General features: G+C 69.6%; 25 protein-coding genes. 16 read left to right on the top strand and 9 right to left on the bottom strand.

What is annotated here, in order from left to right:
* Nucleotides 1-74 precede the first annotated feature (74 nt).
* Nucleotides 75-524 carry a MarR family winged helix-turn-helix transcriptional regulator gene (locus tag IEY88_RS21400; RefSeq protein ID WP_229693603.1) on the top strand — a complete coding sequence of 150 codons (450 nt, stop codon included), beginning with the start codon at nucleotides 75-77 and terminating at the stop codon, nucleotides 522-524.
* A gap of 2 nt (nucleotides 525-526) precedes the next feature.
* Here the strand turns inward: IEY88_RS21400 and IEY88_RS21395 are convergent, their stop codons facing one another.
* Nucleotides 527-1,105 (bottom strand): TMEM165/GDT1 family protein, encoded by a 579-nt coding sequence (locus IEY88_RS21395; RefSeq protein ID WP_189156671.1) that lies wholly within the window; start codon nucleotides 1,103-1,105, stop codon nucleotides 527-529.
* A 328-nt stretch (nucleotides 1,106-1,433) separates the two neighbouring features.
* Here IEY88_RS21395 and IEY88_RS21390 point away from each other — a divergent pair, with 328 nt between their 5' ends.
* Genes IEY88_RS21390 through IEY88_RS21375 form a run of 4 tightly spaced genes read left to right on the top strand, consistent with a single transcriptional unit; the run spans nucleotide 1,434 to nucleotide 8,142 of the window.
* Nucleotides 1,434-2,888 carry a cytochrome ubiquinol oxidase subunit I gene (locus IEY88_RS21390; protein ID WP_189156538.1) on the top strand — a complete coding sequence of 485 codons (1,455 nt, stop codon included), beginning with the start codon at nucleotides 1,434-1,436 and terminating at the stop codon, nucleotides 2,886-2,888.
* 12 nt (nucleotides 2,889-2,900) lie between these two features.
* Entirely contained in the window at nucleotides 2,901-3,872 is a 972-nt protein-coding gene (cydB, locus tag IEY88_RS21385) for a cytochrome d ubiquinol oxidase subunit II (RefSeq protein WP_189156537.1), read from the top strand.
* Nucleotides 3,872-7,030 carry a thiol reductant ABC exporter subunit CydD gene (gene cydD, locus IEY88_RS21380; RefSeq protein ID WP_189156536.1) on the top strand — a complete coding sequence of 1,053 codons (3,159 nt, stop codon included), beginning with the start codon at nucleotides 3,872-3,874 and terminating at the stop codon, nucleotides 7,028-7,030. The genes cydB and cydD overlap by 1 nt, the downstream gene beginning before the upstream one ends.
* Nucleotides 7,031-7,035: 5 nt before the next feature.
* On the top strand, nucleotides 7,036-8,142 hold the full coding sequence (locus tag IEY88_RS21375; protein WP_189156535.1) for a GAF domain-containing sensor histidine kinase: 1,107 nt from the start codon (nucleotides 7,036-7,038) through the stop codon (nucleotides 8,140-8,142).
* Here the strand turns inward: IEY88_RS21375 and IEY88_RS21370 are convergent.
* On the bottom strand, nucleotides 8,120-8,737 hold the full coding sequence (locus tag IEY88_RS21370) for a response regulator (RefSeq protein ID WP_268241254.1): 618 nt from the start codon (nucleotides 8,735-8,737) through the stop codon (nucleotides 8,120-8,122). The genes IEY88_RS21375 and IEY88_RS21370 overlap by 23 nt on opposite strands.
* A 61-nt stretch (nucleotides 8,738-8,798) precedes the next feature.
* Here IEY88_RS21370 and IEY88_RS21365 point away from each other — a divergent pair, with 61 nt between their 5' ends.
* Complete coding sequence (locus tag IEY88_RS21365) at nucleotides 8,799-9,293, top strand: GNAT family N-acetyltransferase (protein WP_189156533.1); 495 nt, start codon at nucleotides 8,799-8,801, stop codon at nucleotides 9,291-9,293.
* A 60-nt stretch (nucleotides 9,294-9,353) separates the two neighbouring features.
* On the opposite strand, the gene IEY88_RS21360 is transcribed toward IEY88_RS21365, so the two are convergent.
* On the bottom strand, nucleotides 9,354-9,872 hold the full coding sequence (locus IEY88_RS21360) for a macro domain-containing protein (protein WP_189156670.1): 519 nt from the start codon (nucleotides 9,870-9,872) through the stop codon (nucleotides 9,354-9,356).
* A gap of 147 nt (nucleotides 9,873-10,019) precedes the next feature.
* Here IEY88_RS21360 and pheA point away from each other — a divergent pair, with 147 nt between their 5' ends.
* Both pheA and IEY88_RS21350 read left to right on the top strand, forming a co-directional pair.
* A complete protein-coding gene (pheA, locus tag IEY88_RS21355) occupies nucleotides 10,020-10,910 on the top strand; it encodes a prephenate dehydratase (protein WP_189156532.1) in 891 nt (296 codons plus the stop codon).
* On the top strand, nucleotides 10,907-11,500 hold the full coding sequence (locus tag IEY88_RS21350) for a histidine phosphatase family protein (protein WP_189156531.1): 594 nt from the start codon (nucleotides 10,907-10,909) through the stop codon (nucleotides 11,498-11,500). The genes pheA and IEY88_RS21350 overlap by 4 nt, the downstream gene beginning before the upstream one ends.
* Nucleotides 11,501-11,546: 46 nt before the next feature.
* Here the strand turns inward: IEY88_RS21350 and IEY88_RS21345 are convergent, their stop codons facing one another.
* Nucleotides 11,547-11,897, bottom strand: a complete 351-nt coding sequence (locus IEY88_RS21345; protein ID WP_189156530.1) for a metallopeptidase family protein — start codon at nucleotides 11,895-11,897, stop codon at nucleotides 11,547-11,549.
* Nucleotides 11,894-12,898 carry a septum formation family protein gene (locus IEY88_RS21340; protein ID WP_229693602.1) on the bottom strand — a complete coding sequence of 335 codons (1,005 nt, stop codon included), beginning with the start codon at nucleotides 12,896-12,898 and terminating at the stop codon, nucleotides 11,894-11,896. Before IEY88_RS21340 ends, IEY88_RS21345 begins: the two co-directional genes overlap by 4 nt.
* Nucleotides 12,899-13,105: 207 nt before the next feature.
* On the opposite strand from IEY88_RS21340, the gene IEY88_RS21335 reads away from it, so the two are divergent.
* From IEY88_RS21335 to serS, 4 genes are all read left to right on the top strand, one after another.
* The gene (locus tag IEY88_RS21335) at nucleotides 13,106-13,768 is read left to right on the top strand and encodes a hypothetical protein (protein WP_229693601.1); all 663 of its coding nucleotides are present in this window, start codon (nucleotides 13,106-13,108) and stop codon (nucleotides 13,766-13,768) included.
* A 6-nt stretch (nucleotides 13,769-13,774) separates the two neighbouring features.
* Nucleotides 13,775-14,938 carry a glutathionylspermidine synthase family protein gene (locus tag IEY88_RS21330; protein ID WP_189156528.1) on the top strand — a complete coding sequence of 388 codons (1,164 nt, stop codon included), beginning with the start codon at nucleotides 13,775-13,777 and terminating at the stop codon, nucleotides 14,936-14,938.
* A gap of 21 nt (nucleotides 14,939-14,959) precedes the next feature.
* Nucleotides 14,960-15,415 carry a DUF350 domain-containing protein gene (locus tag IEY88_RS21325; RefSeq protein ID WP_189156527.1) on the top strand — a complete coding sequence of 152 codons (456 nt, stop codon included), beginning with the start codon at nucleotides 14,960-14,962 and terminating at the stop codon, nucleotides 15,413-15,415.
* A gap of 282 nt (nucleotides 15,416-15,697) precedes the next feature.
* Nucleotides 15,698-16,945 (top strand): serine--tRNA ligase, encoded by a 1,248-nt coding sequence (serS, locus tag IEY88_RS21320; protein ID WP_189156526.1) that lies wholly within the window; start codon nucleotides 15,698-15,700, stop codon nucleotides 16,943-16,945.
* A gap of 18 nt (nucleotides 16,946-16,963) precedes the next feature.
* Here serS and lhgD read toward each other — a convergent pair whose 3' ends face one another.
* Nucleotides 16,964-18,124 carry an L-2-hydroxyglutarate dehydrogenase gene (gene lhgD / locus IEY88_RS21315; protein ID WP_189156525.1) on the bottom strand — a complete coding sequence of 387 codons (1,161 nt, stop codon included), beginning with the start codon at nucleotides 18,122-18,124 and terminating at the stop codon, nucleotides 16,964-16,966.
* A 30-nt stretch (nucleotides 18,125-18,154) separates the two neighbouring features.
* Entirely contained in the window at nucleotides 18,155-19,036 is an 882-nt protein-coding gene (locus IEY88_RS21310) for an LLM class flavin-dependent oxidoreductase (RefSeq protein WP_189156524.1), read from the bottom strand.
* Nucleotides 19,037-19,107: 71 nt separating this feature from the next.
* On the opposite strand from IEY88_RS21310, the gene IEY88_RS21305 reads away from it, so the two are divergent.
* The 4 genes from IEY88_RS21305 (at nucleotide 19,108) to IEY88_RS21290 (ending at nucleotide 22,081) form a co-directional block, all read left to right on the top strand.
* The gene (locus IEY88_RS21305) at nucleotides 19,108-19,911 is read left to right on the top strand and encodes an HAD family hydrolase (RefSeq protein ID WP_229693600.1); all 804 of its coding nucleotides are present in this window, start codon (nucleotides 19,108-19,110) and stop codon (nucleotides 19,909-19,911) included.
* 23 nt (nucleotides 19,912-19,934) lie between these two features.
* Nucleotides 19,935-20,870 (top strand): NAD-dependent epimerase/dehydratase family protein, encoded by a 936-nt coding sequence (locus tag IEY88_RS21300; RefSeq protein ID WP_189156523.1) that lies wholly within the window; start codon nucleotides 19,935-19,937, stop codon nucleotides 20,868-20,870.
* 63 nt (nucleotides 20,871-20,933) lie between these two features.
* Entirely contained in the window at nucleotides 20,934-21,713 is a 780-nt protein-coding gene (locus IEY88_RS21295; RefSeq protein ID WP_229693599.1) for a glycosyltransferase family 2 protein, read from the top strand.
* Nucleotides 21,710-22,081 (top strand): DUF2304 domain-containing protein, encoded by a 372-nt coding sequence (locus IEY88_RS21290; RefSeq protein WP_229693598.1) that lies wholly within the window; start codon nucleotides 21,710-21,712, stop codon nucleotides 22,079-22,081. Before IEY88_RS21295 ends, IEY88_RS21290 begins: the two co-directional genes overlap by 4 nt.
* 59 nt (nucleotides 22,082-22,140) lie before the next feature.
* Here IEY88_RS21290 and IEY88_RS21285 read toward each other — a convergent pair whose 3' ends face one another.
* Complete coding sequence (locus IEY88_RS21285) at nucleotides 22,141-23,277, bottom strand: glycosyltransferase family 4 protein (RefSeq protein WP_189156522.1); 1,137 nt, start codon at nucleotides 23,275-23,277, stop codon at nucleotides 22,141-22,143.
* An 11-nt stretch (nucleotides 23,278-23,288) separates the two neighbouring features.
* The gene (locus IEY88_RS21280) at nucleotides 23,289-24,767 is read right to left on the bottom strand and encodes an MATE family efflux transporter (protein ID WP_189156521.1); all 1,479 of its coding nucleotides are present in this window, start codon (nucleotides 24,765-24,767) and stop codon (nucleotides 23,289-23,291) included.
* Nucleotides 24,768-24,788: the final 21 nt, after the last annotated feature.

Raw genomic sequence — 24,788 nt, 5'->3', positions numbered from 1 at the left:
AAAGTAGTCAACCAAGTTGTCTAACCTTAGAATAAGGTCAACCAAGTTGTCTACTTCGAAAAGGGAACTCGCGGATGGAACCGGTGCCGATGCTGCTGGCGATGACGTACCGCGCCCTGGGCGACCAGTTCCACGACCGGCTCGGCCAGATCGGTCTCGAACCCCTGCGCCCGGCCCACGGCTACGTCTTCCGGTTCCTCAAGGAGAAGCGCGCGACGACCGTCGACATCGGACAGCACCTCGGCGTCACCAAGCAGGCGGCCGCGAAGATCGTCACCGAGCTGGACGACTGGGGTTACGTGCTCAGGGAGCCGCACCCGACGGACAAGCGCGCGCAGTACGTCACGCTGACCACGAAGGGCCGCGACTACCTGAAATTCGCGGACAACCTGTGGGCCGACCTCGAGAGCGAGATGGCCGAGGCGATCGGCGCGGACACGCTCGCCACCATCAAGTCGGGCCTCGCCGCGTACCTGCGGCACGTCCACGGCGAGGACCAGCCAGGGCTCCGTCCGGTCTGGTAGGCCTAGAAGACCTGCGTCAGAGCGATCACGCCGAACACCCCGAAGATCACCCCGGCCACCCGCTGGATCCAGTGCGTCGGCAACCGCCCGGCGAGCTTGCGTCCCACCAGGACCGCCAGCCCGGCCACGGCGACCAGCGCCAGCCAGGCGCCGAGTCCGACAGCCAGCGGTGCCCCGTACCGGGCGGTGATGCCGGCGGTCGCGAGTTGCGAGGCGTCGCCCCACTCGGCCGCGAACAGCACGCCGAACGACGTCAGGGCCGCACGCCAGAACGGCACGGCCGCGCTCGTCCCGGCCTCGTCGGCCGAGTCCTCGTCACGGGAGAAGCCCTCGCGCAGCAACATGATCGCGCCCACGCCGAACAGCGCGGCCACCACGCCCGCCACCACGCGGTCGGGGAGCAGGGTGATCGCCGAACCGAACGCGGCGGCCACGACGCTCTGCACGGCGAAGGCCGCGACGACGCCGACGAACACCGGCCACGCGCGGTAACGCGTGGTCAGGACCAGGGTGGCGACCATGGTCTTGTCCGGGAGCTCGACGAGGAACACCACCGCGAAGGCGGTGATGAACGCGAGCATTGAAGTGGCCACGAGGTCCTCCACGTCCGAATACGTTCCCGGACGGAGGCGCAACAGACCCCGACCGGGCATGCTGCAACCCGGCCGGAGGTCTCGTTCGCCCGATCAGATCGGGTGTGGGACCGGATCCACGCGAAGGCGGATCAGTATGTCGATCACCACGCCACCGGCCGACAACTCCGGTGGGAACTACTCCCCTCTGGCGCGCTCATCGTAACCGACGCAAGTCACCCACAAGGCGTGACTTCGCGCACGGGACCTTGGTCCCGAGCCTGGACGGGACCGTCGTACCTGATAGCGGCCATGATCCAGACCTACGCTCGGAGACGTGGAAGTACTCGAACTCGCGCGGTGGCAGTTCGGCATCACCACCGTCTACCACTTTCTGATGGTGCCGCTGACGATCGGCCTTTCCCTGCTGGTGGCGGGGATGCAGACCGCGTGGGTGCGCACGGGCAACGAGCGCTACTACAAGATGACGAAGTTCTGGGGGAAGCTCCTCCTGATCAACTTCGCCATGGGCGTCGTGACGGGCATCGTGCAGGAGTTCCAGTTCGGCATGGCCTGGAGCGCCTACTCGCGGTTCGTCGGTGACGTGTTCGGCGCTCCGCTCGCGATGGAGGGGATCGTCGCCTTCTTCGTCGAGTCGACGTTCCTCGGTCTGTGGATCTTCGGCTGGGACAAGCTGCCGAAGAAGGTCCACCTGGCCTGTGCCTGGGCGTTCAGCCTCGCGACGATGGCGAGCGCGTACTTCATCCTCGCCGCCAACTCGTGGATGCAGCACCCCGTCGGCATCGAGATGCACGACGGCCGCCCGCGCCTCACCTCGATCTGGGCCGTGCTGACCAACAACACGACGCTCGCCGCCTTCCCGCACACCATCGCCGGTGCGTTCGCGGTGTCGGCCGCGTTCCTCGTGGGCATCGCCGCGTGGCACCTGCACCGCAGGTCGGAGGAGGAGAAGGTCTGGCGCAGCTCGCTCAAGCTCGGCACCTGGGTCGGCGTCGTCGCGTTCAGCGTCCTCGCGATCAGCGGTGACCTGCAGGGCAAGCTGATGTTCGAGCAGCAGCCGATGAAGATGGCCGCGGCGGAAGCGTTGTGCCACACCGAACAGCCCGCGAGCTTCAGCATCTTCGCGGTCGGTGACGTCACCAGGCCCGACTGCGAGAACGTCAAGAGCATCACGGTGCCCGCACTGCTGAGCTTCTTGGCGCACAACGACTTCACCAGCGAGGTCAAGGGCATCCAGGACCTCGTCCCGATGTACCAGGAGAAGTACGGCGAGTTCTACCCCGTCGACGAACGGCTGGGTGAGCTCAGCGGCAAGCCGATCGACTACGTGCCCGCGCTTCCGGTGACCTACTGGGGTTTCCGGTTGATGATCGGGTTCGGTGGCATCTCGGCCGGCCTCGGTGTCTTCATGCTCTGGCTCACCCGGAAGAACCGGACGCCCACCGGCTGGTGGTTCCCGGTTCTCGGCCTGGCCGGCATCGCGACCCCGTTCCTGGCCAACAGCGCGGGCTGGATCTTCACCGAGATGGGGCGGCAGCCGTTCGTGGTGGTGCCGAACCCGAGCGGGGTGGACGGGGTGTGGATGTTCACCGCGCAGGCGGTCAGCCAGACCACGCCCGGCGAGATCCTGACCTCGCTCATCGCGCTGACCACGGTCTACAGCGTGCTGGCGGTCGTGGAGTTCTACCTGATCCGCAAGTACGTCCGAGGCGGGATCCCCGGCGTGCTGCCCCAGAAGACCGACGACGGCGCCCTGGCGTTCGCGTACTAGGGGAGAGGCGACGTGGAAACGCTCTGGTTCGTGCTCATCGCCGTGCTGTGGCTCGGCTACCTGTTCCTCGAAGGTTTCGACTTCGGCGTCGGCATGCTGCTGCCCGTTCTGGGGCGCGACAACCGCGAACGCCGGGTCATGATCAACACCATCGGGCCGGTCTGGGACGGCAACGAGGTGTGGCTCATCGTCGCGATCGGTGCCACGTTCGCGGCCTTCCCCGGCTGGTACGCGGCGCTTCTGAGCGCCGCGTACCTGCCACTGACGTTGTTCCTCATCGCGTTGATCGGCCGCGGCGTCGCGTTCGACTACCGCGGCAAGGTCGACAACCCGCGCTGGCGCAAGGCCTGGGACTTCACCATCGTCGCGGGCTCGTGGACCGCCACCCTCTGCGTCGGCCTGCTGATCTCGACGACGGTGCTGGGCCTGCCGATCGACGCGAACGGCGACCGCGTCGGCGGTCCCTTCGCGGCGATTCGACTCGACACGATCGTCGGGGCGCTCGCCTTCGCGGGCTACGCACTGGTGCACGGCGCGGTGTTCACGGCGTTGAAGACCGAGGGCGAGATCCGCGAACGGGCCCGCCGCGTGGCTCTGACGCTTGCGCCCGTCGCACTTCTGCCGCTCGTGGCACTGCTCGCGATCGTGGCGGGACTCTGGGCCGCCGTGGTCGTGGCGATCCTCGGCGCCGCGATGTGGCGGCTGGCAGCAGACCGCGACGGTCAGTCGTTCGCGTTGATGGGCCTCGCGATCGCGGCCACCGTTGCAATCCTGTTCGGCACGCTCTACCCGAACGTCCTGCCGTCGACGCTCAACGACGCGTGGTCGCTCACCGTCGCCAACAGCGCGTCGAGCCCGTACACGCTGGAGGTGATCACGTGGGTCGCCGGCTTCGGCACCCCCGCGGTGCTCGTCTACCAGGGCTGGACGTACTGGGTGTTCCGCAAGCGCATCGGCGTGCAGAACATCCCGGCAGCGCGCTGATGAAGCGAGGCCCGCTGGGAGCTCTGCCCCAGCTCTCCAGGAACGCCAGGCGCGCCCTCGTCGGGGTGGGCGCGCTGGCGTTCCTCAACTCCCTGGCGCTCGTCGCCCAGGCCGTCGCGCTGGCGTCGGTGATCACGACCCGCGAGGGCCTACCGCTGCTGGCCGTGGCGATCCTCGCGCGCGCAGGCCTGTCATGGGCCACGGAAAGCGCCGCAGCCCGTGCCGCCGCCGGCGCGAAGGAAGAGCTACGGACCCAACTGCTGGCCAAGTCGTTCGAACACGGCCCCGGCTGGATCGCCGAACGCGGCACCGCCGAGCTGTCGGTGCTCGCGACCAAGGGCCTCGACGCACTCGACGCCTACTTCACCCGCTACCTCCCCGCGCTGGTCACGGCCGTGATCGTGCCGCCACTGGCCGGCGCGTGGATCCTCTTCACCGACTGGCCGTCGGCCGTGCTGATCGCGGTCACCGTGCCGCTGATCCCGGTCTTCGCCGCGCTGATCGGCTGGTACACCGAGAAGCGCGTCCGCAAGGCCGCCGACGTCACCGAACTGCTGTCGGCCCAACTCATGGAACTGCTCCGCGCTCTGCCAGTGCTCACCGTCTTCGGTCGCGCCAAGCAGCAGGCGAGTGCGGTCGAGCAGATCGGCGAGCAGCACCGCAAGGCCACGATGGGCACGCTCCGGATCGCATTCCTGTCAGCGCTGGTGCTGGAGATCGCCGCGTCGTTGAGCGTTGCGCTGATCGCGGTCGGCGTCGGCATCCGGCTCGTGCACGGCGACATGACGCTGATGACCGCACTGGTCGTGCTGATCCTAGCGCCCGAGTGCTACTTGCCGTTGCGCGCGGCCGGTGCCGCCCACCACGCCAGCGAGGACGGCCTGGAAGCGGTCCGGCGCGTGGCCGAGGTGGTTGATCGCGGGGGCGAAGGTGGGCTGGAAGCAGTCCGGCGTGCGGCCGACGTGGTTGACCACCAGGGCCGGGCGGTTGTACGAAAGTACGATTGTAGGAATGTTAACAATGCGACAATCGACATTGCGGACAACGCGCAGGTCGGCAACGCGCAAGCCGGCGCCGTGCAGATCGGCAATGCGCACGTCGGCAACGCGCACGTCGGCAGCGTCCAAGTCGACGGCCTGCGGGTACTGCGGCGAGGCGGGTTCGCGCCCGACGGCCTGAGCTTCAGCGTCCGGCCAGGGGAGATTTATCGACTTGAAGGCGCGAGCGGTGCCGGAAAGTCGACAACGTTCGGAGTGCTGCTCGGCTTCGTGGAGCCGACGGACGGCACCGCGCACGTGGTCGGCGACATCGCGTACGTGCCGCAGAAGCCCGCGTTCGCCGCCGCGACGCCCCGGGCCGAGTTGGAGCTGACGGTTCCCGGCGCCGAGGACATCGAGCAGATCGCGGAAGACGTCGTGGCCGTTCATCTGCTCGACCGCCGGATCACGGACCTCTCGACCGGTGAACGCCAACGCGTCGCAGTCGCGCGCGCCCTGCTGAGGGTGCGTCACGGTGCGACGGTGCTCTTGCTCGACGAACCGACCGCGCACCTCGACCCGGTGACAAGTCGCGAAGTCGACAAAGCGATCAAGCGAGCCAGCGCCACGGCTGCCGTTGTCCTCGCGTCGCACCGCGAGAAGGAGGCGACCGACGACGAGACGTTCGCGCGAACTGTCACCGACGAGACCGTGCAGGAACGTCCGAAGCGTCTGCCGATCCCGTGGAAGGGTGCCGCGCTGGGCGTGCTCGCGGCCATGGCGGGCATCGCGTTGACCGCGTTAGCCGCCCACCTGATCGCGCGGGCCGCCGAGATGCCGCCGATCCTGACGCTGTCGGTGCTGGTTGTGGGCGTGCGGACGTTCGCGCTGAGCAAGGGCGTGCTGCGGTACGTCGAGCGGCTGGTCACGCACGACGAGACGTTCCGTCTTGCGAACAAGCTGCGCGCGGAGCTGTGGCTCAGGCTCGTGCGGACTCAACGGCGTGATGGCCTGCAACGGCTCGTTGAGGACACCGACACGGTGAGAGACCTCGTGCCGCGCGTGCTCGTGCCGCCGGTCGTCGCCATTGGCGCCGGTGTCGCGACGACGGTCCTATTCGCGTTCATCGACCTGGCTGCGGCGCTCACGTTGGGCGGTCTGCTGCTCGCGGCAGGCTTGGCCGCACCGGCGGTAGCTGTGTGGACCGAGCGGCGGGCCAGCACGAAGCTCGCCAGGGGGCGCCGCAAGGTCGCCCGCGACACGATCAACGCCCTCACCGCCGCGCCGGACCTCATCGCGCACGACGCCCACCACCGCCTGCTGGACCGGCTGCACGCCGAGGACCTCGAGCTCGCGCGGCAGACTCGACGGCAAGCGTTTGGCACGGGTGCGGCCACGGCGATCGTGCTGCTCGCGACCGGGGCGGCGGCCCTGGTCTGCGCCACGACCGGCAACCCCGTGCTGGGGTTGGTGCCGCTCGCGCTCGCCGAGCCGTTAGCCGCGTTGCCGCTTGCCGCCCAGCAGCGCAGGGCGTTGCGCGAGGCATCAGCAAGGCTTCAGTTCGACGCGCCGGAACGACCCGAACGGCCTCGGGGCAAGCGGATCCGGCTGGAGAACGTGGACGTCCGCTGGCCCGGCGCGACCGAACCGACGTTGAGGGACCTGCACCTCAACATCGAGCCCGGTACGCACGTCGCGGTCGTGGGGCCGTCGGGCAGTGGCAAGTCGACGCTGTTCGCGCTGCTCCTGGGCTTCCTGCAGCCGGAGCGGGGGATCGTCGAACTGCCGCGCGCCACGTGGTGCCCGCAGGAGCCGATGCTGGTCAGCACGACCGTGAGGGAGAACCTGCGGATGTCGGGTCAGCACGACGACGAGGCGTTGCGCCAGGCCCTGCGCGACGCGTGCCTGCCGGACTGGGTCGACCGGCTCGACACGGTGATCAGGCCCGACCAGGTGTCGGGCGGTGAGGCGCAACGGCTGGCGCTGGCGCGGGCTTTGCTGCACGACGCGGACGTAGTGCTGCTCGACGAGCCCACCGCGCACCTCGACGAGCCGACCGCGCGCGGGCTCCTCGAGCGGCTCAGGCAGGACGGCAGGACCGTTCTGCACATCACGCACCGCCCGGACGAGGCGGCGAGGGCGGACCTGGTGCTGGACCTCGGCACTCCCGCATACCGTTGAGGACCATGGACCCCTCTCTGGCGCGGCGCGTGCTCGTCGCGTCCACCGAGATCACGTCGGCGGCGCTGGAAGACCCGGAGAACGTGCTGCGGCTCGTGGTGGAGGCGGCCGCGGAGATCGCGGACGCCGACCTCGGCCTCGCCATGCTCGCCACCGAGGACGACGACGGCACGCTGACCGTCGAGGCGTCGAGCGGTGAGCCGATCGTCGCGACGCTCAGCCCGCGCAGCGCCGCCGCCAAGGCCGCGCGCACGGGCGTCCCGGTGATGGCCGACGACGTCACGAGCGACCCGCGCACCGCCCCGTACGTGCCGCACGCGCTGAGGACGTACGGGCCGTTCGCGGTGGCGCCGTTCGGCACCTCGGACCGCAAGATCGGTGCTTTGGCGGTGTACCGGCGCAGGGACAAACCGCCGTTCACGCAGGAGACGGTGGACGTGCTGACGGCGTTCGCGGCCCAGGCGGGCCTCGCGGTCGTGCTGTCCGAGGGCTTCACGGCCCGGCAGCGCGTCGCGGTCTACGAGGAGCGCGAACGGATCGCCCGCGACCTGCACGACGTGATCATCCAACGGCTCTACGGCGCCGGCGTGCAGATCAACCTGCTGCAACGCCGGCTGGGCAAGCAGCTCGACGCCGGTCAGCGCGCCCGCATCGAGGAGGCCGTCGACCTGGTCGACGAGACGATCGCCGAGGTCCGCGCGACCGTCCGCAAGCTGCGCAACACCGACCCGGCCGACTCCGCCGACCTGCACGACTCGATCAAGGCCGAGGTCCGCACGGCCGGTGAGCTGCTCGGCTTCTCGCCGCGCCTGCACGTGGCCGGCGACCTGGCGAACGTGCCGCGCAGGCACGCCGACGACGCGCGGGCGGCGTTGCGTGAGGCGCTGTCGAACGTCGTGCGGCACTCGGGCGCGACGCACGTCCAGATCGACGTACGGCGCGATGAGAAGCACCTGCTGCTGCGTGTCGCGGACAACGGCTGCGGCATCCCGTCCGGCGTGACTCAGCGCGGGCTGCGGCACCTCGCCGAACGGGCGAAGTCCGCGAGCGGCGATTTCCGCGTCGTGAGTTCGCCGAACGGGACGACGCTCACCTGGTCCGTCCCCGTTTAGCCACCCAGGCGGCGGCTTGCGTCCGCCGTTCCATGCCGAGTTTCGACAGAACGGACGTCACGTAGTTCTTGACGGTCTTCTCCGCGAGGAAGAGCCGTTCACCGATTTGGCGGTTCGTGAGGCCCTCACCGATGAGTTCGAGCACGCGCTGTTCCTGGTCGGTGAGGCCGACCGGGGCCGGATTGCGCATCCGTTCGAGTACCCGGCTTGTGGTCGCGGGATCCAGAAGGGACCGTCCAGCTGCGACCTCGCGCACGGCCGTGACGACGTCCTGACCCCGAACCTGCTTGAGCAGATACCCCGACGCCCCGGCCATGATCGCGCCGACGAGCGCTTCTTCGTCGTCGAATGCGGTCAGCACGAGGCAACGAATGCCAAGGTCCCGCAACGACCGGCACAGGTCGACGCCGCTGCCGTCCGGCAGCTGGACGTCGACCACCGCCACGTCGGCCGGGGTCTTCCGAGCCCGCGTCACCGCCTCGTCGACGGAACCGGCCTCGGCGACGACCGAGATGTCCATCTCGTCGTCGAGCATCTCGCGCAGTCCTCTGCGCACAACTTCGTGATCATCAACCAACAGAACGCGCACTGGCACGAATCCACCGTACGTCGAATGGCTGTTCCTGAGTGTGACTCGAATTGGCACAGTTCTTGTCATGGCAGAAGGCTCGGTACGACCGGTCGAGGAAGCAGATCGCATAGTTGTCGCCCGACTGGTTCTCGAGCTATGGGGAGCGCACACCTCCGTCGCGCACGGTGAGGTGTTCTTCCCGGCGAGTCTGCCGGGCTTCCTCGTGGAGAAGCAGGGGCACGTGCTGGGTCTGCTGACCTACGCGGTGGCGAACCACCAGTTGGAGATCGTGACGATCGACGCGCTGCGAAGGGGCCGCGGCGTCGGCACCGCGCTGGTCGACGCCGCGGTTCGGCAGGCACGCACGCTCGGCTGCAACCGGGTGCGCCTGACGACCACGAACGACAACCTCGACGCGATCCGCTTCTACCAGCGCCGCGGGTTCAAGCTCACGGCGCTGAGACCGGACGCGGTCCGCGAGGCGCGCAAGCTCAAGCCCGAGATCCCCGCGGTCGGAGAGTTCGGCATCCCCATCACGGACGAGGTCGACCTCGAACGATGGGTCGCGCCACGGCAGTAGTCCACAAGTGTCCACAGCTCTGTCCACAGGGTTGTGCACAAGTCCTGTGGACAACCTCCGTCACACGTGCAGCGGGTTGAACGCCTCGTCCCACGCGGCGGCGACCTGGTGGGCGCACGTGGACGGTGCGACGCCCCCCACCCCGGTGCCCAGACCCGGCATCGCGATGGTCCGGACGGCGTCGCGCACCGGCGTGCCGTCCTCCAGGCGCCCGGTGAGCCAGAGCATCAGCACGGCCCGTGCGGCGAGGTAGGGGTGGACGGTGTCGACCGGCAGCCGTTCGCCGGGCCTGCGCATCGTCGGGGCGCTGATGAGCCACGCCGGCTCGGTCTCGCCGGTCGCCACGATCTGCGCCTCGCCCACCGGGAGCTCACCGCCGTGCAGCGCGAGGACGGCGCTGCGGACGTTGTTCTCGACCTGGGGGAAGGCCGTGGCGTAGACGGCGTCGATGCCACCGCGCATCCAGCCCTGCGAGTTCGCCGGGCTGACGATGGCCTGCGCGTGGATGTCCAGAACGGACCCGCGGTGCACCGTCACGCCGGTGCGTCCGTCAGCCACGGCGAGCCAGGCGTTCGCCATCGGTTCGTCGACCGCGCACAACACGAGTTCAGGCGCTAGAGCGGGCACGCCCCAAGCATTCCAGTTCGAACGGTCCCGGCGGAACCCAGGTTTGGCGCCGGACACAGGCGTGATTTCCGCCTCTGATCGCCGCACTACGCTGACCTGATGCCGCGCATTGCGTACTTCGGACCACAGGGCACCTTCACCGAGCAGGCAGCCATGCGGTTCGAGGGGGAACTGGTCCCGGTCGAGACGATCCCGCTCGCGTTCGCCGCCGTGCGCGCCGGCGACACCGAGTTCGCGTGCGTGCCGATCGAGAACTCCGTCGAAGGGGCCGTGCCCGCGACGCTGGACGCCCTCGTGCGCGACGAGCCGGTCGTCGCCGTGGCCGAGACCGTGCTGGACGTCCGGTTCAGCATCCTGGTCCGGCCGGGGACCACCGAGATCAGGACCATCGCCTCGCACCCGCACGCGCTGGCCCAGGTCCGCGAGTGGATCGCCGCTGAGCTCCCCGGCGTCACCTCGATCGCCACCTCCTCGACCGCCTCGGCCGCCGCCGACGTGGAACGCGGCGAGTTCGACGCCGCCGTGACCGCTCCTGTGGCCGTGCACCACTACAAGCTCGACGAGTACGCCACGGACGTCCTGGACGTGCCCGACGCGCGCACGAGGTTCCTGCTGCTGCGCCGTCCGGGTCAGCTGCCGCAGCCGACCGGCGCAGACCGCACGAGCGTCGTCGTGACCACCCCGGACCGCGTCGGCGTGCTGTCCGAACTGCTCACCGAGCTGGCGTTGCGTGGCATCAATCTCACCGGCCTCGAATCGCGCCCCCAGAAGGGCAAACTGGGGACGTACCGCTTCTACATCGACGTCGAGGGGCACATCGCAGAGCCGAGGATCGGTGACGCGCTGGCCGCGCTGCACCGACACTCGCGCGAGATCCGGTTCCTCGGGTCCTTCCCGAAGGCCGACCACGAGCCCGTCGAGGCTCACAACGCCGAGTTCGCCGCAGCCGCCTCCTGGGTCGATGCTGTCAGAAAGGGCGAGCGCGGGTGAAGCTCCTGCTGGTCAGGCACGGTGAGACGGCGTCGAACATCGAGCGCAAGCTGGACACGGCCATGCCGGGCCCCCCGCTCACCGAACTGGGCCACAAGCAGGCCCGCGAACTGGCCGACACCCTCGCGGGCGAGCAGATCACCGCCGTCCACGCGAGCATCGGCCTGCGCGCCCAGCAGACCGCGGCACCGACCGCCGAACGCTTCGGCCTGCCCGTGCAGATCCTCCAGGGCATCGAGGAGATCCAGGTCGGCTCGCTCGAGGGCCGCAACGACACCGAGGCCTACCAGACCTACCTCGAGACCGTGATCCGCTGGGCCGAGGGCGACCTGGACGTCGCGTTCCCCGGCGGCGGCGAGACCGGGCAGCAGGTGCTGGACCGGTTCCTCGGCGCCATCTCGACCATCCGGTCCGACGGCACCGTCATGGTGGTCACCCACGGCGGCGCGGGACGGATGGGCGCGCTGGCGCTCGCGTCGAACGTGCCGGTGGAGCTGGCGGAGAACCTGCTGCCGAACACCGGGGTCGTGGTGCTGGAGACCGAGGGTGACGGCTGGGTGTGCCGGTCGTGGGCGGGCGTGGAGATCTAGCCCGGCTCACCCGCGCGGGGGAGGCCGGCCTCGGCACGCAGGGCCATCAGCCCCAGCCCAGCTCGTGCAGCCTGGCGTCGTCCACCCCGAAGTGGTGCGCGATCTCGTGCACCACCGTGATGATGACCTCCTCCACCACGTCCTCCTCGGTGTGGCAGATGTCGAGGATCGCCTCGCGGTAGATGAAGATGTGGTCGGGCAGCGAGCCGCCGTAGTCGGAGTTGCGCTCGGTCAGCGCGATGCCCTGGTAGAGCCCGAGCAGTGACGGCTCGTCGGGGTTGCGGTCCTCGACCAGCACCACGACGTTGTTCATCGCGTGCATGAAGTCGGGCGGGACCAGGTCGAGCGCCTCTTCGACCAGCTCGTCGAAGCGAGCCCTGGTCATCTCGACGGTCATCGGTTCTCGGACGTCGTGGTGGGGGCACTGGAGGACGGCTTGTCGGGCTGCCCGGAGTCGGAGGGCTTGCCGGACTCCGACGGCGGCTTGCCCGACTCGGAGTGCAGCGGCGCGCCGGTCGGCTCGTCCTGGGCCCTGACCGAGGTGGTCTGCGGCGGGTTCGCGGTGGTCAGCGGGGCGCCGTTCGGGTTGCGGACCGAGCCCTCCCACGCCACCAGGTTGGTGCCCTGGGGGACCGCGCCGATCTTGCAGTTGGCCTTGCGGGAGCCGACGGCCCAGCTCTCCTCGGCGCGCGTGTCCCAGGTGACCAGCAGGTTCTTGGCCTTCAGGTCGGCGCCGCCGGTGTACTCGGTGGCGATCGCCGCGCACCTCTCGGACATCAGGGCGTCCTGTGCCTCCAGCGCCACGAACGGGCCCTCGGCGTGTTGCACGACGCCGACGATCTCGAACGCGTGCGGCTTGGCGCACTCGATCGGGTCACCCACCGTGTTGTTCCCGGCCAGCGAGACGCAGACGCCCGGGTCGTAGACGGCGGACTGGTCCTGGGTCTTCGCGCTGCCGAACGACGGCAGCGGGGCGCCGGACGGAGCTGTGACCTGCAGGCCGCACCTCAGCTGCCGGTAACCGCTCGACCAGCGGTTCTGGTCCGGGTTCAGGGTGCCGACGCCGTACTTGCCCTTGGGGTCGAGCTTGCCCGCCATGTACGTGGTCGACGCCTGGGCGCAGTTTTCCTGCGCGATCTTCTCCCAGGCCTCGGCGTTCGGGAACGGCGCTTCCTTCGGGTACGCGCCGGTGATGTCGGCCGTGCCGGTGACCTCGAACTTGTGCGCGGCGGCGCAGTCGACCTTCTGCGCGTCGGACAGGTCGGGCTTCTCCCAGTTGAGGCACTCGCCCGCGACGGCCTGGTACGCGGCGTTGACGAGCTCGCGTTTGGTGCTGAGCGGGCCTCCTGCCAGCACTGACGTGAACGCGGACAACATCAGCAGGCCGAATGCGCCCACGAAGGCACCGGCCATCACAAGCCGCGTGTCGCGGATGTGACCGGATCGACTCAACCAACCGGCGCTCGGAGACATCTCATCCATGATGCCCGTGCCGTGTGAGACGGCTGTGCGCCGGGTTGGGTCGAGTGTTGCTATTAGGACACTCGTCACTCAAATGGCCATGTTTCAGCTGTCTCGCTAGGTACCTTGCCCGCGGGAGTGGTGATGACTGACAACAACCTGCCAGGACCTGGCCAGCCGACGCCCCAGCCTGGGCCGCCGTCGGGACAGCCCGGCCAGCCTCAACAGCCCGGCCGTCCGCCGGCCTACCAGCCTGCGCCGCAGCAGGCCGGTCCGAACCAGCCGCCGACCAAGGGCAAGGTGCGCCAGCAACAGGCCGGCGTGACCAAGCCGCGCCAGGCCACGGTCGCCGAGCAACGCGCTCGTGCCGCCGCGCTGAAGGCGCAGCAGGAGCGGTTCGCCGCCGAGTCCGCCGCGTTCGAGAAGAAGCGCAAGACGCGCAAGCGCCTGCTCATCGGCGGTGGCGTCACCGTCGGCGTGGTCGCGCTCGTCGCGATCTGGTACGCGGCCGCGAGCCCGAAGAACGTCACCGCGCAGTGCACCGACTCGAACAACGTGATCGTCGACGACGACTACTGCGACGAGTCGTACTACCGCAGCCACGGTGGGTACACGAGCGGTGGCTTCATCTACATCGGCGGCACCTCGTACCGCTACAACTACGGCGGCTCCGGCTCGGTCGGCCAGAAGGCCGTGGGCGGCAGCTACACCGTCCCCAAGGGCGCGAACGTGACGACGAAGTCGGGCACGTCGGTCCAGCGCGGCGGCTTCGGCGTCAGCAGCGGCTCCTCCAGCAGCGGAGGCTGAGCGCAGTTGCGTCGTGAAACCTCACAGCCGCGGCCGAACTGGCAGCGGACGGTCTCTGACCAGGGGTTGGTGTTCGGGCTGCCCGCGAAGTACGCGAACGGCGCCGACCGGCCGTACTGGGACGAGTCGGTGCACTACGTGTTCGAGATGAGCGAGATCCTCGCTCTGGAAGCCGACGTCGAACTGCTCCACTCCATGTGCCTCGACGCGGTCGACAACGTCGTCCTCACCGAGCGCTACCGCGACTTCGGCATCCCCGAGTGGGTGTGGCCGCACATCGCCGAGTCGTGGCGCCGCCGCGACCCGCACGTCTACGGGCGCTTCGACCTGCGCTACGACGGCTCCGGCCCGGCGAAGATGCTCGAGTACAACGCCGACACCCCCACCTCGCTGCTCGAGGCCGCGTACATCCAGTGGTACTGGAAGGAAGACGTCTTCCCGGACGCCGACCAGTGGAACTCGCTGCACGAGCGCCTGGTCGAGCAGTGGACGGAGATCGGTGCCAAGCTGCCCTCCGGTGAGCTGCACTTCACCTGGTCGGGCGCCGACCCGTCCGGCGAGGACCACCTCACCATCGCCTGCCTGCAGGAGACGGCCGCCGAGGCGGGCCTGAACACCGTGGGCCTCGCGATCGAGGAGGTCGGCTGGGACACGTTGCTCAACCGGTTCGTCGACCTCGAAGAGTCCCCGATGGGCACGGTCTTCAAGCTCTACCCGTGGGAGTGGGTGGTCGAGGAGCAGTTCGGCCGCCACGCCGTCGAGTCGCTGCCCGGCACGCTCTGGGTCGAGCCGCTGTGGAAGATGCTGCTCTCCAACAAGGCGCTGCTCGCGATCCTGTGGGAGATGTACCCGGACCACCCCAACCTGCTCCCGGCCTACCTGAACGACCCCGGCATGCTCACCGAGTACGTGCGCAAGCCGCTGCTCGGCCGCGAGGGGTCGAACATCCAGATCGTCGCTCCCGGTTACGAGACGCAGACCGGTGGCGTGTACGGCAAAGAAGGCTTCGTGTACCAGCTGTTCGATCCGCTTCCGGAGTTCGACGGCTACCGCCCCGCGTTGGGTGCCTGGGTCGTCGGCGACACGTCGGCGGGCCTCGGCATCCGGGAAACGGTCGGTCTGGTGACCGACGATGGCGCGGCGTTCGTGCCGCATCGAATTGTTGAGTAAGACTCCGAAAGGGAACAGGTAATGGACTACACGACGCTCGCGTTGGACCCCGGCTTCGGCTCGGCCATCGGCCGGGGCATCGGCGCGATCGCGCTGTACGCCGTCGTCGGTCTGGTCCTCATGGTGTTCGGCTTCTACGCGATCGACTGGACGACCCCGGGCAAGCTGTCGATCCTGGTTCGCAACGGCGCCCCGAACGCCGTGATCGTCACCGCCTCCGGCCTCGTCTCGATGGCGCTGATCGTCGTCGTCGCCATCTACAGTTCGGCGGGCAAGCTCGACGAGGGCCTGCTCTCCGCTCTGATCTACGGCCTTCTCGGCATCGTCGTGCAGGTGGCGGCCGTCCGGTTGCTGGAGTGGGTGACCCGTCTGGACATCGGCTCGCTGATCGAGTCGGACCGCTTCGCCCCTGCCTCCGTCGTCGTGGCCGCCGCGCACGTGGCGCTGGGCCTCGTGGTGGCTGTCGCGATCATCTAGTGGTGTGGCTCGCAACGTTGCCGGTGGAATTTGCGGTCAGACGGGTGCGTCGTGGTGCCGCCCTCACGTCCTCATACTGGATGTATGGGGGCGTGGGGGCGGTGCCGCGAGGCGCCCTGCTGAGCGTGAATTACGCCGCCAACGTTGCGAGACGCGCCACTAGCACCCGCTGTGCCGAGGGACCCGGTGCTCATGGGGCGCCGGGTCCCTTTGCGTGCGCCTGCCTCGCTGACCTCGATATCCGGATGAAGTGCGAATCGGGTGGGGACTACCCTTCGCAGGGTGATTGACCTCAAGGTGTTGCGCGAGAACCCGGAGATCGTGCGCGCGTCGCAGCGTGCCCGTGGCGAGGACGAGGGCGTCGTCGACAGCCTGCTGTCCGCCGACGAGCGCAGGCGTTCCGCCATCTCCCGCGCGGACACCCTGCGCGCCGAGCAGAAGTTGCTCGGCAAGGAGGTCGGCAGGGCCAAGGGCGACGAGCGCACCGCGTTGCTCGTCAAGGCGAAGGAACTGGCCGCGGAGGTCAAGGCCGCCGAGGCCGAGCAGCACGCCACCGCCGCCGAGGTCGACGAGCTCCTCACCAGGATCCCGAACCTGGTGCACCCGGACGCACCGGTCGGCGGCGAGGACGACTTCCGCGTCATCAAGACCGTCGGCGAGCCCCGCGAGTTCGACTTCGAGCCCGTCGACCACCTCGACCTGGGCACGAGGCTCGGCGCGATCGACATGGAGCGCGGCGCCAAGGTCGGTGGCAGCAGGTTCTACTTCCTCAAGGGCGTCGGCGCGCAGCTGGAGCTCGCGCTGCTCAACATGGCGGCGGCGCAGGCCACGGCCAACGGCTTCGAGCTCATGATCACGCCCACGCTGGTGCGGCCGGAGATCATGGCGGGCACCGGGTTCCTCGGTGCGCACTCGAGCGAGATCTACCACCTGCCGGCCGACGACCTGTACCTCGTGGGCACGTCGGAGGTGCCGCTCGCCGGCTACCACGCCGACGAGATCCTCGACGGTGAGCGCCGGTACGCGGGCTGGTCGTCGTGCTACCGCCGCGAGGCCGGTTCGTACGGCAAGGACACCCGCGGCATCATCCGCGTGCACCAGTTCAACAAGGTCGAGATGTTCTCCTACGTCAAGCCCGAGGACGCCGAGGCGGAGCACGCCAGGCTGCTCGGCTGGGAAGAGGAGATGCTCGCCAAGATCGAGGTGCCCTACCGCGTCATCGACACGGCGACGGGCGACCTCGGCACGTCGGCGCACCGCAAGTTCGACTGCGAGGCGTGGGTGCCGACGCAGCAGAAGTACCGCGAGCTGACGTCGACGTCGAACTGCACGACGTTCCAGGCCCGCCGCCTGAACGTGCGCTACCGCGACGAGAACGGCAAGTCGCAGATCGCCGCCACGCTCAACGGCACGCTGGCGACCACGCGGTGGATCGTCGCGATCCTGGAGAACCACCAGAACGCCGACGGCTCCGTCAACGTCCCGGTGGCGCTGCGGCCGTTCATGGGCGGGCTCGCACTGCTCAAGTGAGCGGTCCCCAAAGCGGTCTCAGGTGAGGGAGGCGATGTGGCGCGCGATCTCCAGCGCGCTCGTCGCCGCCGGTGAAGGCGCGTTCAGGACGTGCACCTGACGGGGTGCCGACTCGATGAGGAAGTCGTCGACGAGCGACCCGTCGGGGAGCATGGCCTGGGCGCGCACACCGCTCTCCGCTCGCACCAGGTCGTGCTCGGTCACGGCGGGGACCAGCCGGGCCAGCGACTCGGCGAACCGGCGCCGCGACAGCGATCGCAGCACCTCGTCGAGGCCGGTCCTGGCGAACCTGCGGGCCAGCTTCCAGGTGCCGGGGAACCGGGCCACGTCGAGGACGTCGCGCGGGGAGAAGTCGCTCCACCGGTACCCCTCGCGCCGCAACGCCAGCACCGCGTTGGGCCCGCAGTGCACCGACCCGTCGAGCATGCGCGTGAGGTGCACGCCGAGGAACGGCAGCGTCGGGTCCGGCACCGGGTAGATGAGCCCGCGCACGAGCGACGTCCGCCGCAGTTCGTAGTACTCCCCGCGGAACGGCACGATCCTGGCGGCGGGGGACAGTCCGGCCAGCCGCGCGATCCGGTCGCTCTGCAGGCCGGCGCAGTTGACCAGCACGTCGCCGCGCACGACACCCTGCGGCGTCGCGACCTCGACCTTGGCACCCGCCGTCCGGATCGCCAGCGCGGGCGACCCCAGCCGCAGGTCGTGCCCGTCCAGCGACCGCACCAGCGCGGCGCAGACCGCGGAGTAGTCGATGATCCCGGTGCTCTCCACCCTCAACGCGGCCACGCAGGCCACCTCGGGCTCGTGGTCGAGAGCCTCCTCGGCGGAGATCAGCTTCGCCGGCACCCCGTTCGCCTCGGCACGGGAGGCCAGCGCGTGCAGCCGGGGCAGCTCGTCGGCGGAGGTCGCGACGACGAGCTTGCCGCAGACCTCGACCGGAACGCCGTGCTCGTGCGCGAACGCGATCATCGACGCGTTGCCGGCCACGGACATCCGGGCCTTCAGCGAACCGGGCTTGTAGTACAGCCCCGCGTGCACGACGTTCGAGTTGTGGCCCGTCTGGTGGGCGCCCCAGCGGTGCTCCTTCTCGAGCACCGTGACGCGGTCACCGCGCGACGCCAGCTCGGCCGCCACCGCGAGCCCCACGATTCCGCCACCGATCACCACAACAGAGCGCACGGTGACGAAATCTAGTTCAGCGCCCTGCCGTTACAGGTGCCGATCGAGCGCGGGCAGCACGTCCGCGGCGATGTTCTCCACGACCTGCTCACTGCCGGCGTAGATGCCGTCGTGCCGGGGCCAGTGCGACACCACGTCGGTGAAGCCCAGCTCAGCGGCTCTGCCCACGGCGTCGACGAAGCACTCCACGCTGGACAGCGAGTACACCGGCGCCGAGTCGAGGTTCAGGTAGCGGCTCACCCGGGAACCGCGGTCCTGCGTGGCCAACGTCTCAGTGAACTGCTCGGACAGCTGGGCGACGCCGCTCCACCACGTCTCGTGGTCCTCGGTCGGCGGCCCGGTGGTGACCCAGCCCTGCCCGAACCTCGCCGCCACGGCCATCGCCTTCGGGCCGTTCGCGGCGACCACGAACGGCACTCGCGGCCGCTGCACGCAGCCGGGGGCGCTGCGGGCCTCCTCGGCCGAGAAGAACTTCCCGTGCCACGACGTGCGGTCCTTGATCAGCAGCTGGTCGAGCAACTCGACGAACTCGCCGAAGCGGGCTGTGCGGTCGCGCGGCAGCAGCGGCTCCGCGCCGAGCGCGACCGTGTCGTACCCGGCCCCACCTGCGCCGACTCCGAGGGTGAAGCGTCCGTCGGACACGTCGTCGAGGGTGAGCAGCTCCCGCGCGAACGGCACCGGGTGGCGGAAGTTCGGGCTCGCGACGAACGTCCCGAGCCGGATGTGCGAGGTGACCATCGCGGCCGCTGTCAGGGTCGGGACCGCGCCGAACCAGGGACCGTCGACCAGCGTGCGCCAGCCGAGGTGGTCGTAGGTCCACGCGTGGTGGAACCCGTACTCCTCGGCCGCGCGCCACTTGGGTTCGGCGATCCACCAGCGATGTTCGGGGAGAATCACGATTCCTGCGCGCACGGACGTACGGTAACCAGCTGTTCAGCCTCCGACGAACTTGGACTCGGTAGTCGAGGAGGCAAGATGGCGGGGTGGAACAGCCGCGCCTGGTCGCCTCCGACGTCGATGGAACCCTGCTCAACCCCCGGGAGAGCGTGAGCGCACGTACCGCGGAGGTCGTCGCGCGGGTGCTCGCCGCGGGTGTGCCGTTCGTGCTGGCCACCGGACGGCCGCCGCGCTGGGTCCCGAGGATCGCCGAGGAGGCCGGTCTGGACGGGCTCGCCGTCTGCGCCAACGGTGCGGTGCTCTACGACATCGGCCGTGACGAGATCGTCTGGGCGCGCACACTCAGCCCGGTGCAGTTGCACGACGTCGCGGCTGCCATCGACAGCGTGCTCGACGACTGCACGTACGCGGTCGAGCTCGTGGGCACGCCGAAGGACGACAGGACGTTCGTCGCCGAGGTCAGCTACACCCACCCGTGGCCGGAGGGCCCGCACAGCGGTCTCACCCGCGCCGAGACGCTCGGCTTCCCCGCGACCAAGCTGCTGGTCCGCAACAGCGCCATGACCAGCGCGGAGATGGCGGCGGCCATCAACGAGGTGCTGCACGGCGAGATCGACCTCACCTACTCCACGAACAACGGCCTGGTCGAGATCTCGGTGCACGGCGTCACCAAGGCGTCCGGTCTGGCCGACGTGGCGGATCGGTTCGGCGTGGAGCGCGAGCACGTCATCGCGTTCGGGGACATGCCGAACGACGTGGAGATGCTGACGTGGGCCGGGCACGGCGTGGCCATGGCGAACGGCCACGAGGCCGCCAGGGCCGCCGCCGACGAGGTCACCGGTCCGAACGCCGAGGACGGCGTGGCCATGGTCCTCGAACGCTGGTTCTGAGAGCCGCCTCTATCCTGTGCGGCATGCGCGCACTCGTGACCGGCGGCGCCGGTTTCATCGGCTCCACCCTGGTCGACCGCCTGCTCCGGGACGGTCACGAGGTCCACGTGATCGACGACCTGCGCCGCGGCACGCGCATCGCGCCCGCGGACCCCGCCCACGCGGACCGGTACTCGTTCACCCGTCTCGACGTGACCTCACCCGAGCTCGGCGACCTGTTCGCGGAGGTCAGGCCCGAGGCGGTGTTCCACCTCGCCGCCCAGATCGACGTGCGGGTGAGCGTGGAGCGGCCGCTCGACGACGCGCGGCAGAACGTCCTCGGCACGATCAACCTCGCCGAGGCGGCGCGCAGGGCCGGTACGCGCAAGATCCTCTTCGCCTCCTCCGGCGGGTCCATCTACGGCACCCCGGACGTCCTGCCGGTGTCGGAGGAGGTCCCGACCAACCCGAAGTCGCCGTACGCGGCGAGCAAGCTCTCGGGGGAGATCTACCTCAACACGTTCCGGCAGCTCTACGGCATCGACTGCACGCACCTGGCCCTCGCCAACGTCTACGGGCCGCGGCAGGACCCGCACGGTGAGGCGGGCGTCGTCGCGATCTTCGCGAACGCGCTGCTCGAGGGAAAGCCGACGAAGGTGTTCGGCGACGGCGGCAACACCAGGGACTACGTGTTCGTCGAGGACGTCGTGAACGCGTTCGTGCTGGCCAGCGGCGACAACGGCGGCGGCAGGCGGTACAACATCGGCACCGGCGTGCAGGTGTCCGACCGCGAGCTGCACACGCTGGTCGCCGAGGCCGCGGGCGCTCAGGACGACCCGGAGCACGCCCCCGAGCGGCTCGGTGACCTGCGGGCGTCGGCCCTGGACCCGTCGCTTGCCGAGGCCGAGCTCGGCTGGGTGCCGGAAACGGACATTCGCACCGGCGTGCGGCGCACGGTCGAGTACTTCCGCTCCGCGTGAGCCGGGCGCGCGGCCCACACCCCGGGCGGGTTCACCCGGACGAGAGCAGTTAGGCTCCGCGACGTGTCGAGCGAATTCCTCGGCAGGGCCCTGATCGTGGTGCCTGCCTGGAACGAAGAAGCCGCCGTCGGCGAGACCGTGCGCGAGATCCTCGATTCGGTGCCGAACGCGGACGTGCTCGTGGTCGACGACGGATCCACCGACCTCACGGCCGAAGCGGCCAAGGCGGCGGGTGCGCTCGTTCTCGAGCTGCCGTTCAACCTCGGTGTCGGCGGTGCCATGCGAGCGGGTTTCCGCTACGCGGTGCGGCACGGTTACGACGCCGCGGTGCAGGTCGACGCGGACGGCCAGCACAACCCGGCCGAGGTCCCCGACCTGCTGGCGAAGCTGCACGAGGCCGACATCGTCATCGGTGCGCGCTTCGCGGAGAAGGGCGATTACCAGGTCCGCGGTCCCCGCAAGTGGGCGATGGTCGTGCTGAGCAAGGTCCTGTCCTGGGTCGCGAAGACCCGCCTCACCGACACGACCTCGGGCTTCAAGGCGACCGGCAAGCGCGCGCTGCCCCTGTTCGCCGAGAACTACCCCGTCGAGTACCTGGGCGACACCATCGAGTCGCTGGTCATCGCGGTGCGCGCGGGCTGCACCATCACCCAGGTGCCCGCCCACATGCGTCCGCGCCGGGCGGGTACCCCGAGCCACAGCCCGTGGAAGTCGACGGTCTACCTCGGCCGCGCCGGGTTCGCCCTGCTGCTGGCCCTGATCCGCCGGTGGGACGTGTCGGTCCGGGCTTCCACGCCGCGCGTGCCCACGCCCACGGCGACCGTTGAGAGGGGTGCCGCGTGAGCGCATACGTCGTCGCGATCATCGGCAGCATCCTGATCCTGCTCGGGATCATGGAACTGCTCCGCCGCCGTCAGCTCAGCGAGAAGTACGCCGTGCTGTGGCTCGTCGTCGGTGTCCTGCTGCTGATCCTCACGATCTTCCCCGGCCTGCTCGGGACGGTCAGTGTCGCGGCCGGTATCGAGGTTCCGTCGAACCTGCTCTTCTTCACCGCGATCGTGTTCCTCATCGGTGTCGCGCTGCACCTGTCGTGGGAGCTCTCGCGGCTGGAGGACGAGACCCGCAAGCTCGCGGAGGACCTCGCCATCCTGCGGCTCGACGTCGAGGAGCAGGGCAAGCGGCTGCGCAGCCCGAAGGACTCCGGGCACTGAGCCCAAGCACGAAAAAGCCCTGCTCCGGACTGCGGAGCAGGGCTTTTCTGTGCTGGAGGTCAGTGCTGGCCGGGTACCGGGGTGCCGCGCATCAGCGCGGTGACGACCTCGACCGCGTTGTCCCACGAGAACTTCTCCGCAGTGTTCTTGCTCAGCAGCTCGGCCATCGCGTTGCGGTGCGCCTCGTCCGTCAGGGCCTCGCGCAATGCCTTCGCCAGCGCCCGTGGTTGCTGCGGCGGGACGAGCCAGCCGGTCTCGCCGTCGGTCACGATCTCCGCCGTACCACCGACGTCCGTGGCGACGACGCACGCGCCCAACGCGGCGGCCTCGAGCACCGTCGTCGGCAGCCCCTCGGTCCAGCTGGGGTTCACCACGACCGTCGCCGCCGCCATCTCCTTCAGGGCGGTCGGGTGGTCCACCGAGCCGAGGAACTCGACCTCGCCCGCCAGTCCGAGTGACCGCGCCTTCGACTCCAGCATCCCGCGCACGGGACCGTCGCCGCAGATCCGCGCGTGCACGGGCACCCCTGCCGCCTTCACCTCGGCGAGCGCGTCGAGCAGGTCCTGCACACCCTTGCCGCTGATCAGCCGGCCGACGAAGCACACCGTGTTCGGCTTGCCCGACGGCGCCGAACGCATGCCCTCGGGGAGGTCCATGCCGCGGTGCACGACGATCGCCTCACGGCCGGAGAGCTTGCGAACGAACTCGTGCGCGGGCTTCGACACCGCCACCACACCCGCTGCCGTGCGCAGCACCGGCTGGGCGATCGTCGCGTCGACGGTGTTCGCGACGAGCCTCACGAGGAAGTTGCCGCTCTGCACCGGCGTCGACCCGTGCTCGATGTGCACCCGGCGGATGCCCTTGCGCTTGGCCCAGATGCTGGCCAGCGCCGCGTGGTAGAAGAACCGCGTGTGCGTCATCATCACCGTGTCCGGCGTGACGTACTTGCGCAGCAACGCGTGGAACCCGGGCTTGGGCACCGGGTACGGCGACACCGGCATCCACGACGGCCAGCGCACGACCGTCCAGCGGTCGGACAGGTGCTCCACCCCGGGCTTCGAGGCGGTGTCCGAGGTCAGCACGGTGATGCGGAGGTCGGGGTCGGCCTCCAGCAGCCGCTTGTGCAGCTCGTACGCGTAGGCCTCAAGACCGCCGGGATGCGGGGGGTAGCAGGACGGCAGGTCCACCAGGTGCATGGCTCTCCAAATCAGTCTGTGGTGGCCGAAGCCGCGTTGTCCGCTCGTGCGTGCCGGGTGAGCCCGATCCACGCGATGGCCGCGCCGATCGCCCATGCCAGTGCCATGCCGGTCGCGGCGCCGATGACGCCGAACTGCGTGCCCAGCAACGCGATCAGCGCCAGCTCGCACACCAGCTGGATGGTGCGCACCCGCGGACCGACCCATGCCTGGCCGCTCGCCTTGGCCGCCACCATCGCCGTCTGTCCCGACGCCAGCAGCAGTGCGTAGACCAGCAGCACCAGCACGACCGGTTCGAGCGTCGACCAGTCGGCCTTGAGCAGCCCGCTCATGAGGTCCGCCGGCAGCACGACCACGACCAGCATGCCCGCCACGCACACACCGGCGGCCAGCAGCGACACGATCGCCGGGGCCCGCACGACGTCCTTGGCGCTGCGGCCGGCGAGGTGGGCGAGCAGCGCGTTGCCGATGCCGACGAACAGCACGGTCATCGCGGTGATCGGCGTCATCGCCTTGCGCAGCAGGCCGTACCCGTCGAGTCCGGTGGCCCAGATGGCCATGCCGAACGTCGCGTAGATGCCGGCCGCGAGGTACAGGGCGTCGATGAGGAAGCCGGGGATGAGCTTGCGCTGTTCCTTGATCCACCCGACGACGGATCCCAGTGAGAACGGGCCACCGGTCAGGGCGACGGCGACGAGCGTCGCGAGGATGCCGGTGATCGCCCACATCGCGTAGGTGCGGGTGGGGCTGAGGTGGTCGGCCAGCGCGAACGTCGCCGCGGTCGCCGCGAAGGCCAGCAGCCAGCCGCCGTCGAGGACCAGCGAGACCAACGGCCGCTGCTTGCCGTAGCCGACGTACCTCGCGTGGTCGAGCACGCCGAGGAACGGCGAGGCCACCGCCTGGATCAGCAGCAGGTCGCGCGCGGTCCCGTCGAGGAACAACGCGACGAGCAACGAGCACACGCCGATCACCAGGCCGAGCGTGAGCGCCGTGGCGGCAGGCGGGCGAAGTGCCTTCGGATCCGTGGCGGCCGCGGTGCGCGAGACCAGCATCGGCTCGGACGCGATCGCCCTGCCGATGTACCACTGACCGGTCTGCACCATCACGACCAGCGTGAAGATGCCGTACTCGGCGTCGGTCGACACCGGGATGGCCGCCGCCTGCACGACGAACGCGATGGCCGAGAAGAGGAGCTGATCGACGGTGACGAGCGACTGGTAACCCGCCCGGTCGACGAGTCTGCGGAACCACGAGGGCGCGCGACCGTCCACAGGGGTCGGAGGCTTCGTCACGGCTTTGGGTACCTTTTCGAAGGGGAGTTTGAGGTTCCCCACTCTACGGCGTCCCCTGTTCACGACTGCTTGGAGGCGGCCGCCCACTGGCCGGTGGCGTTCCTCGACGCCGACGAGATCTGCGTCCCGCAGTGGCACGCCGCGGTCGTGGACGCCCAGCCCGGCCTCGGCCTGCTGCCGGAGGAGCTGCTCGGCCACCGCGACCACCCCGGCCAGTGC

Source organism: Lentzea pudingi, from assembly GCF_014646255.1.
In the GTDB taxonomy this organism is placed as follows: domain Bacteria; phylum Actinomycetota; class Actinomycetes; order Mycobacteriales; family Pseudonocardiaceae; genus Lentzea; species Lentzea pudingi.
The sequence above is the reverse complement of the archived record's forward strand: the minus strand, read 5'-3'. Positions and strand labels throughout refer to the sequence as shown.

Coding starts and splice junctions, on each gene's coding strand:
- IEY88_RS21400 (WP_229693603.1), top strand. CDS start 75: ATGGAACCGGTGCCGATGCTGCTGGCGATGACGTACCGCGCCCTGGGC.
- IEY88_RS21395 (WP_189156671.1), bottom strand. CDS start 1,105: ATGCTCGCGTTCATCACCGCCTTCGCGGTGGTGTTCCTCGTCGAGCTC.
- cydD (WP_189156536.1), top strand. CDS start 3,872: ATGAAGCGAGGCCCGCTGGGAGCTCTGCCCCAGCTCTCCAGGAACGCC.
- IEY88_RS21375 (WP_189156535.1), top strand. CDS start 7,036: ATGGACCCCTCTCTGGCGCGGCGCGTGCTCGTCGCGTCCACCGAGATC.
- IEY88_RS21365 (WP_189156533.1), top strand. CDS start 8,799: ATGGCAGAAGGCTCGGTACGACCGGTCGAGGAAGCAGATCGCATAGTT.
- IEY88_RS21360 (WP_189156670.1), bottom strand. CDS start 9,872: ATGGCGAACGCCTGGCTCGCCGTGGCTGACGGACGCACCGGCGTGACG.
- pheA (WP_189156532.1), top strand. CDS start 10,020: ATGCCGCGCATTGCGTACTTCGGACCACAGGGCACCTTCACCGAGCAG.
- IEY88_RS21345 (WP_189156530.1), bottom strand. CDS start 11,897: ATGACCGTCGAGATGACCAGGGCTCGCTTCGACGAGCTGGTCGAAGAG.
- IEY88_RS21335 (WP_229693601.1), top strand. CDS start 13,106: ATGACTGACAACAACCTGCCAGGACCTGGCCAGCCGACGCCCCAGCCT.
- IEY88_RS21325 (WP_189156527.1), top strand. CDS start 14,960: ATGGACTACACGACGCTCGCGTTGGACCCCGGCTTCGGCTCGGCCATC.
- IEY88_RS21300 (WP_189156523.1), top strand. CDS start 19,935: ATGCGCGCACTCGTGACCGGCGGCGCCGGTTTCATCGGCTCCACCCTG.
- IEY88_RS21285 (WP_189156522.1), bottom strand. CDS start 23,277: ATGCACCTGGTGGACCTGCCGTCCTGCTACCCCCCGCATCCCGGCGGT.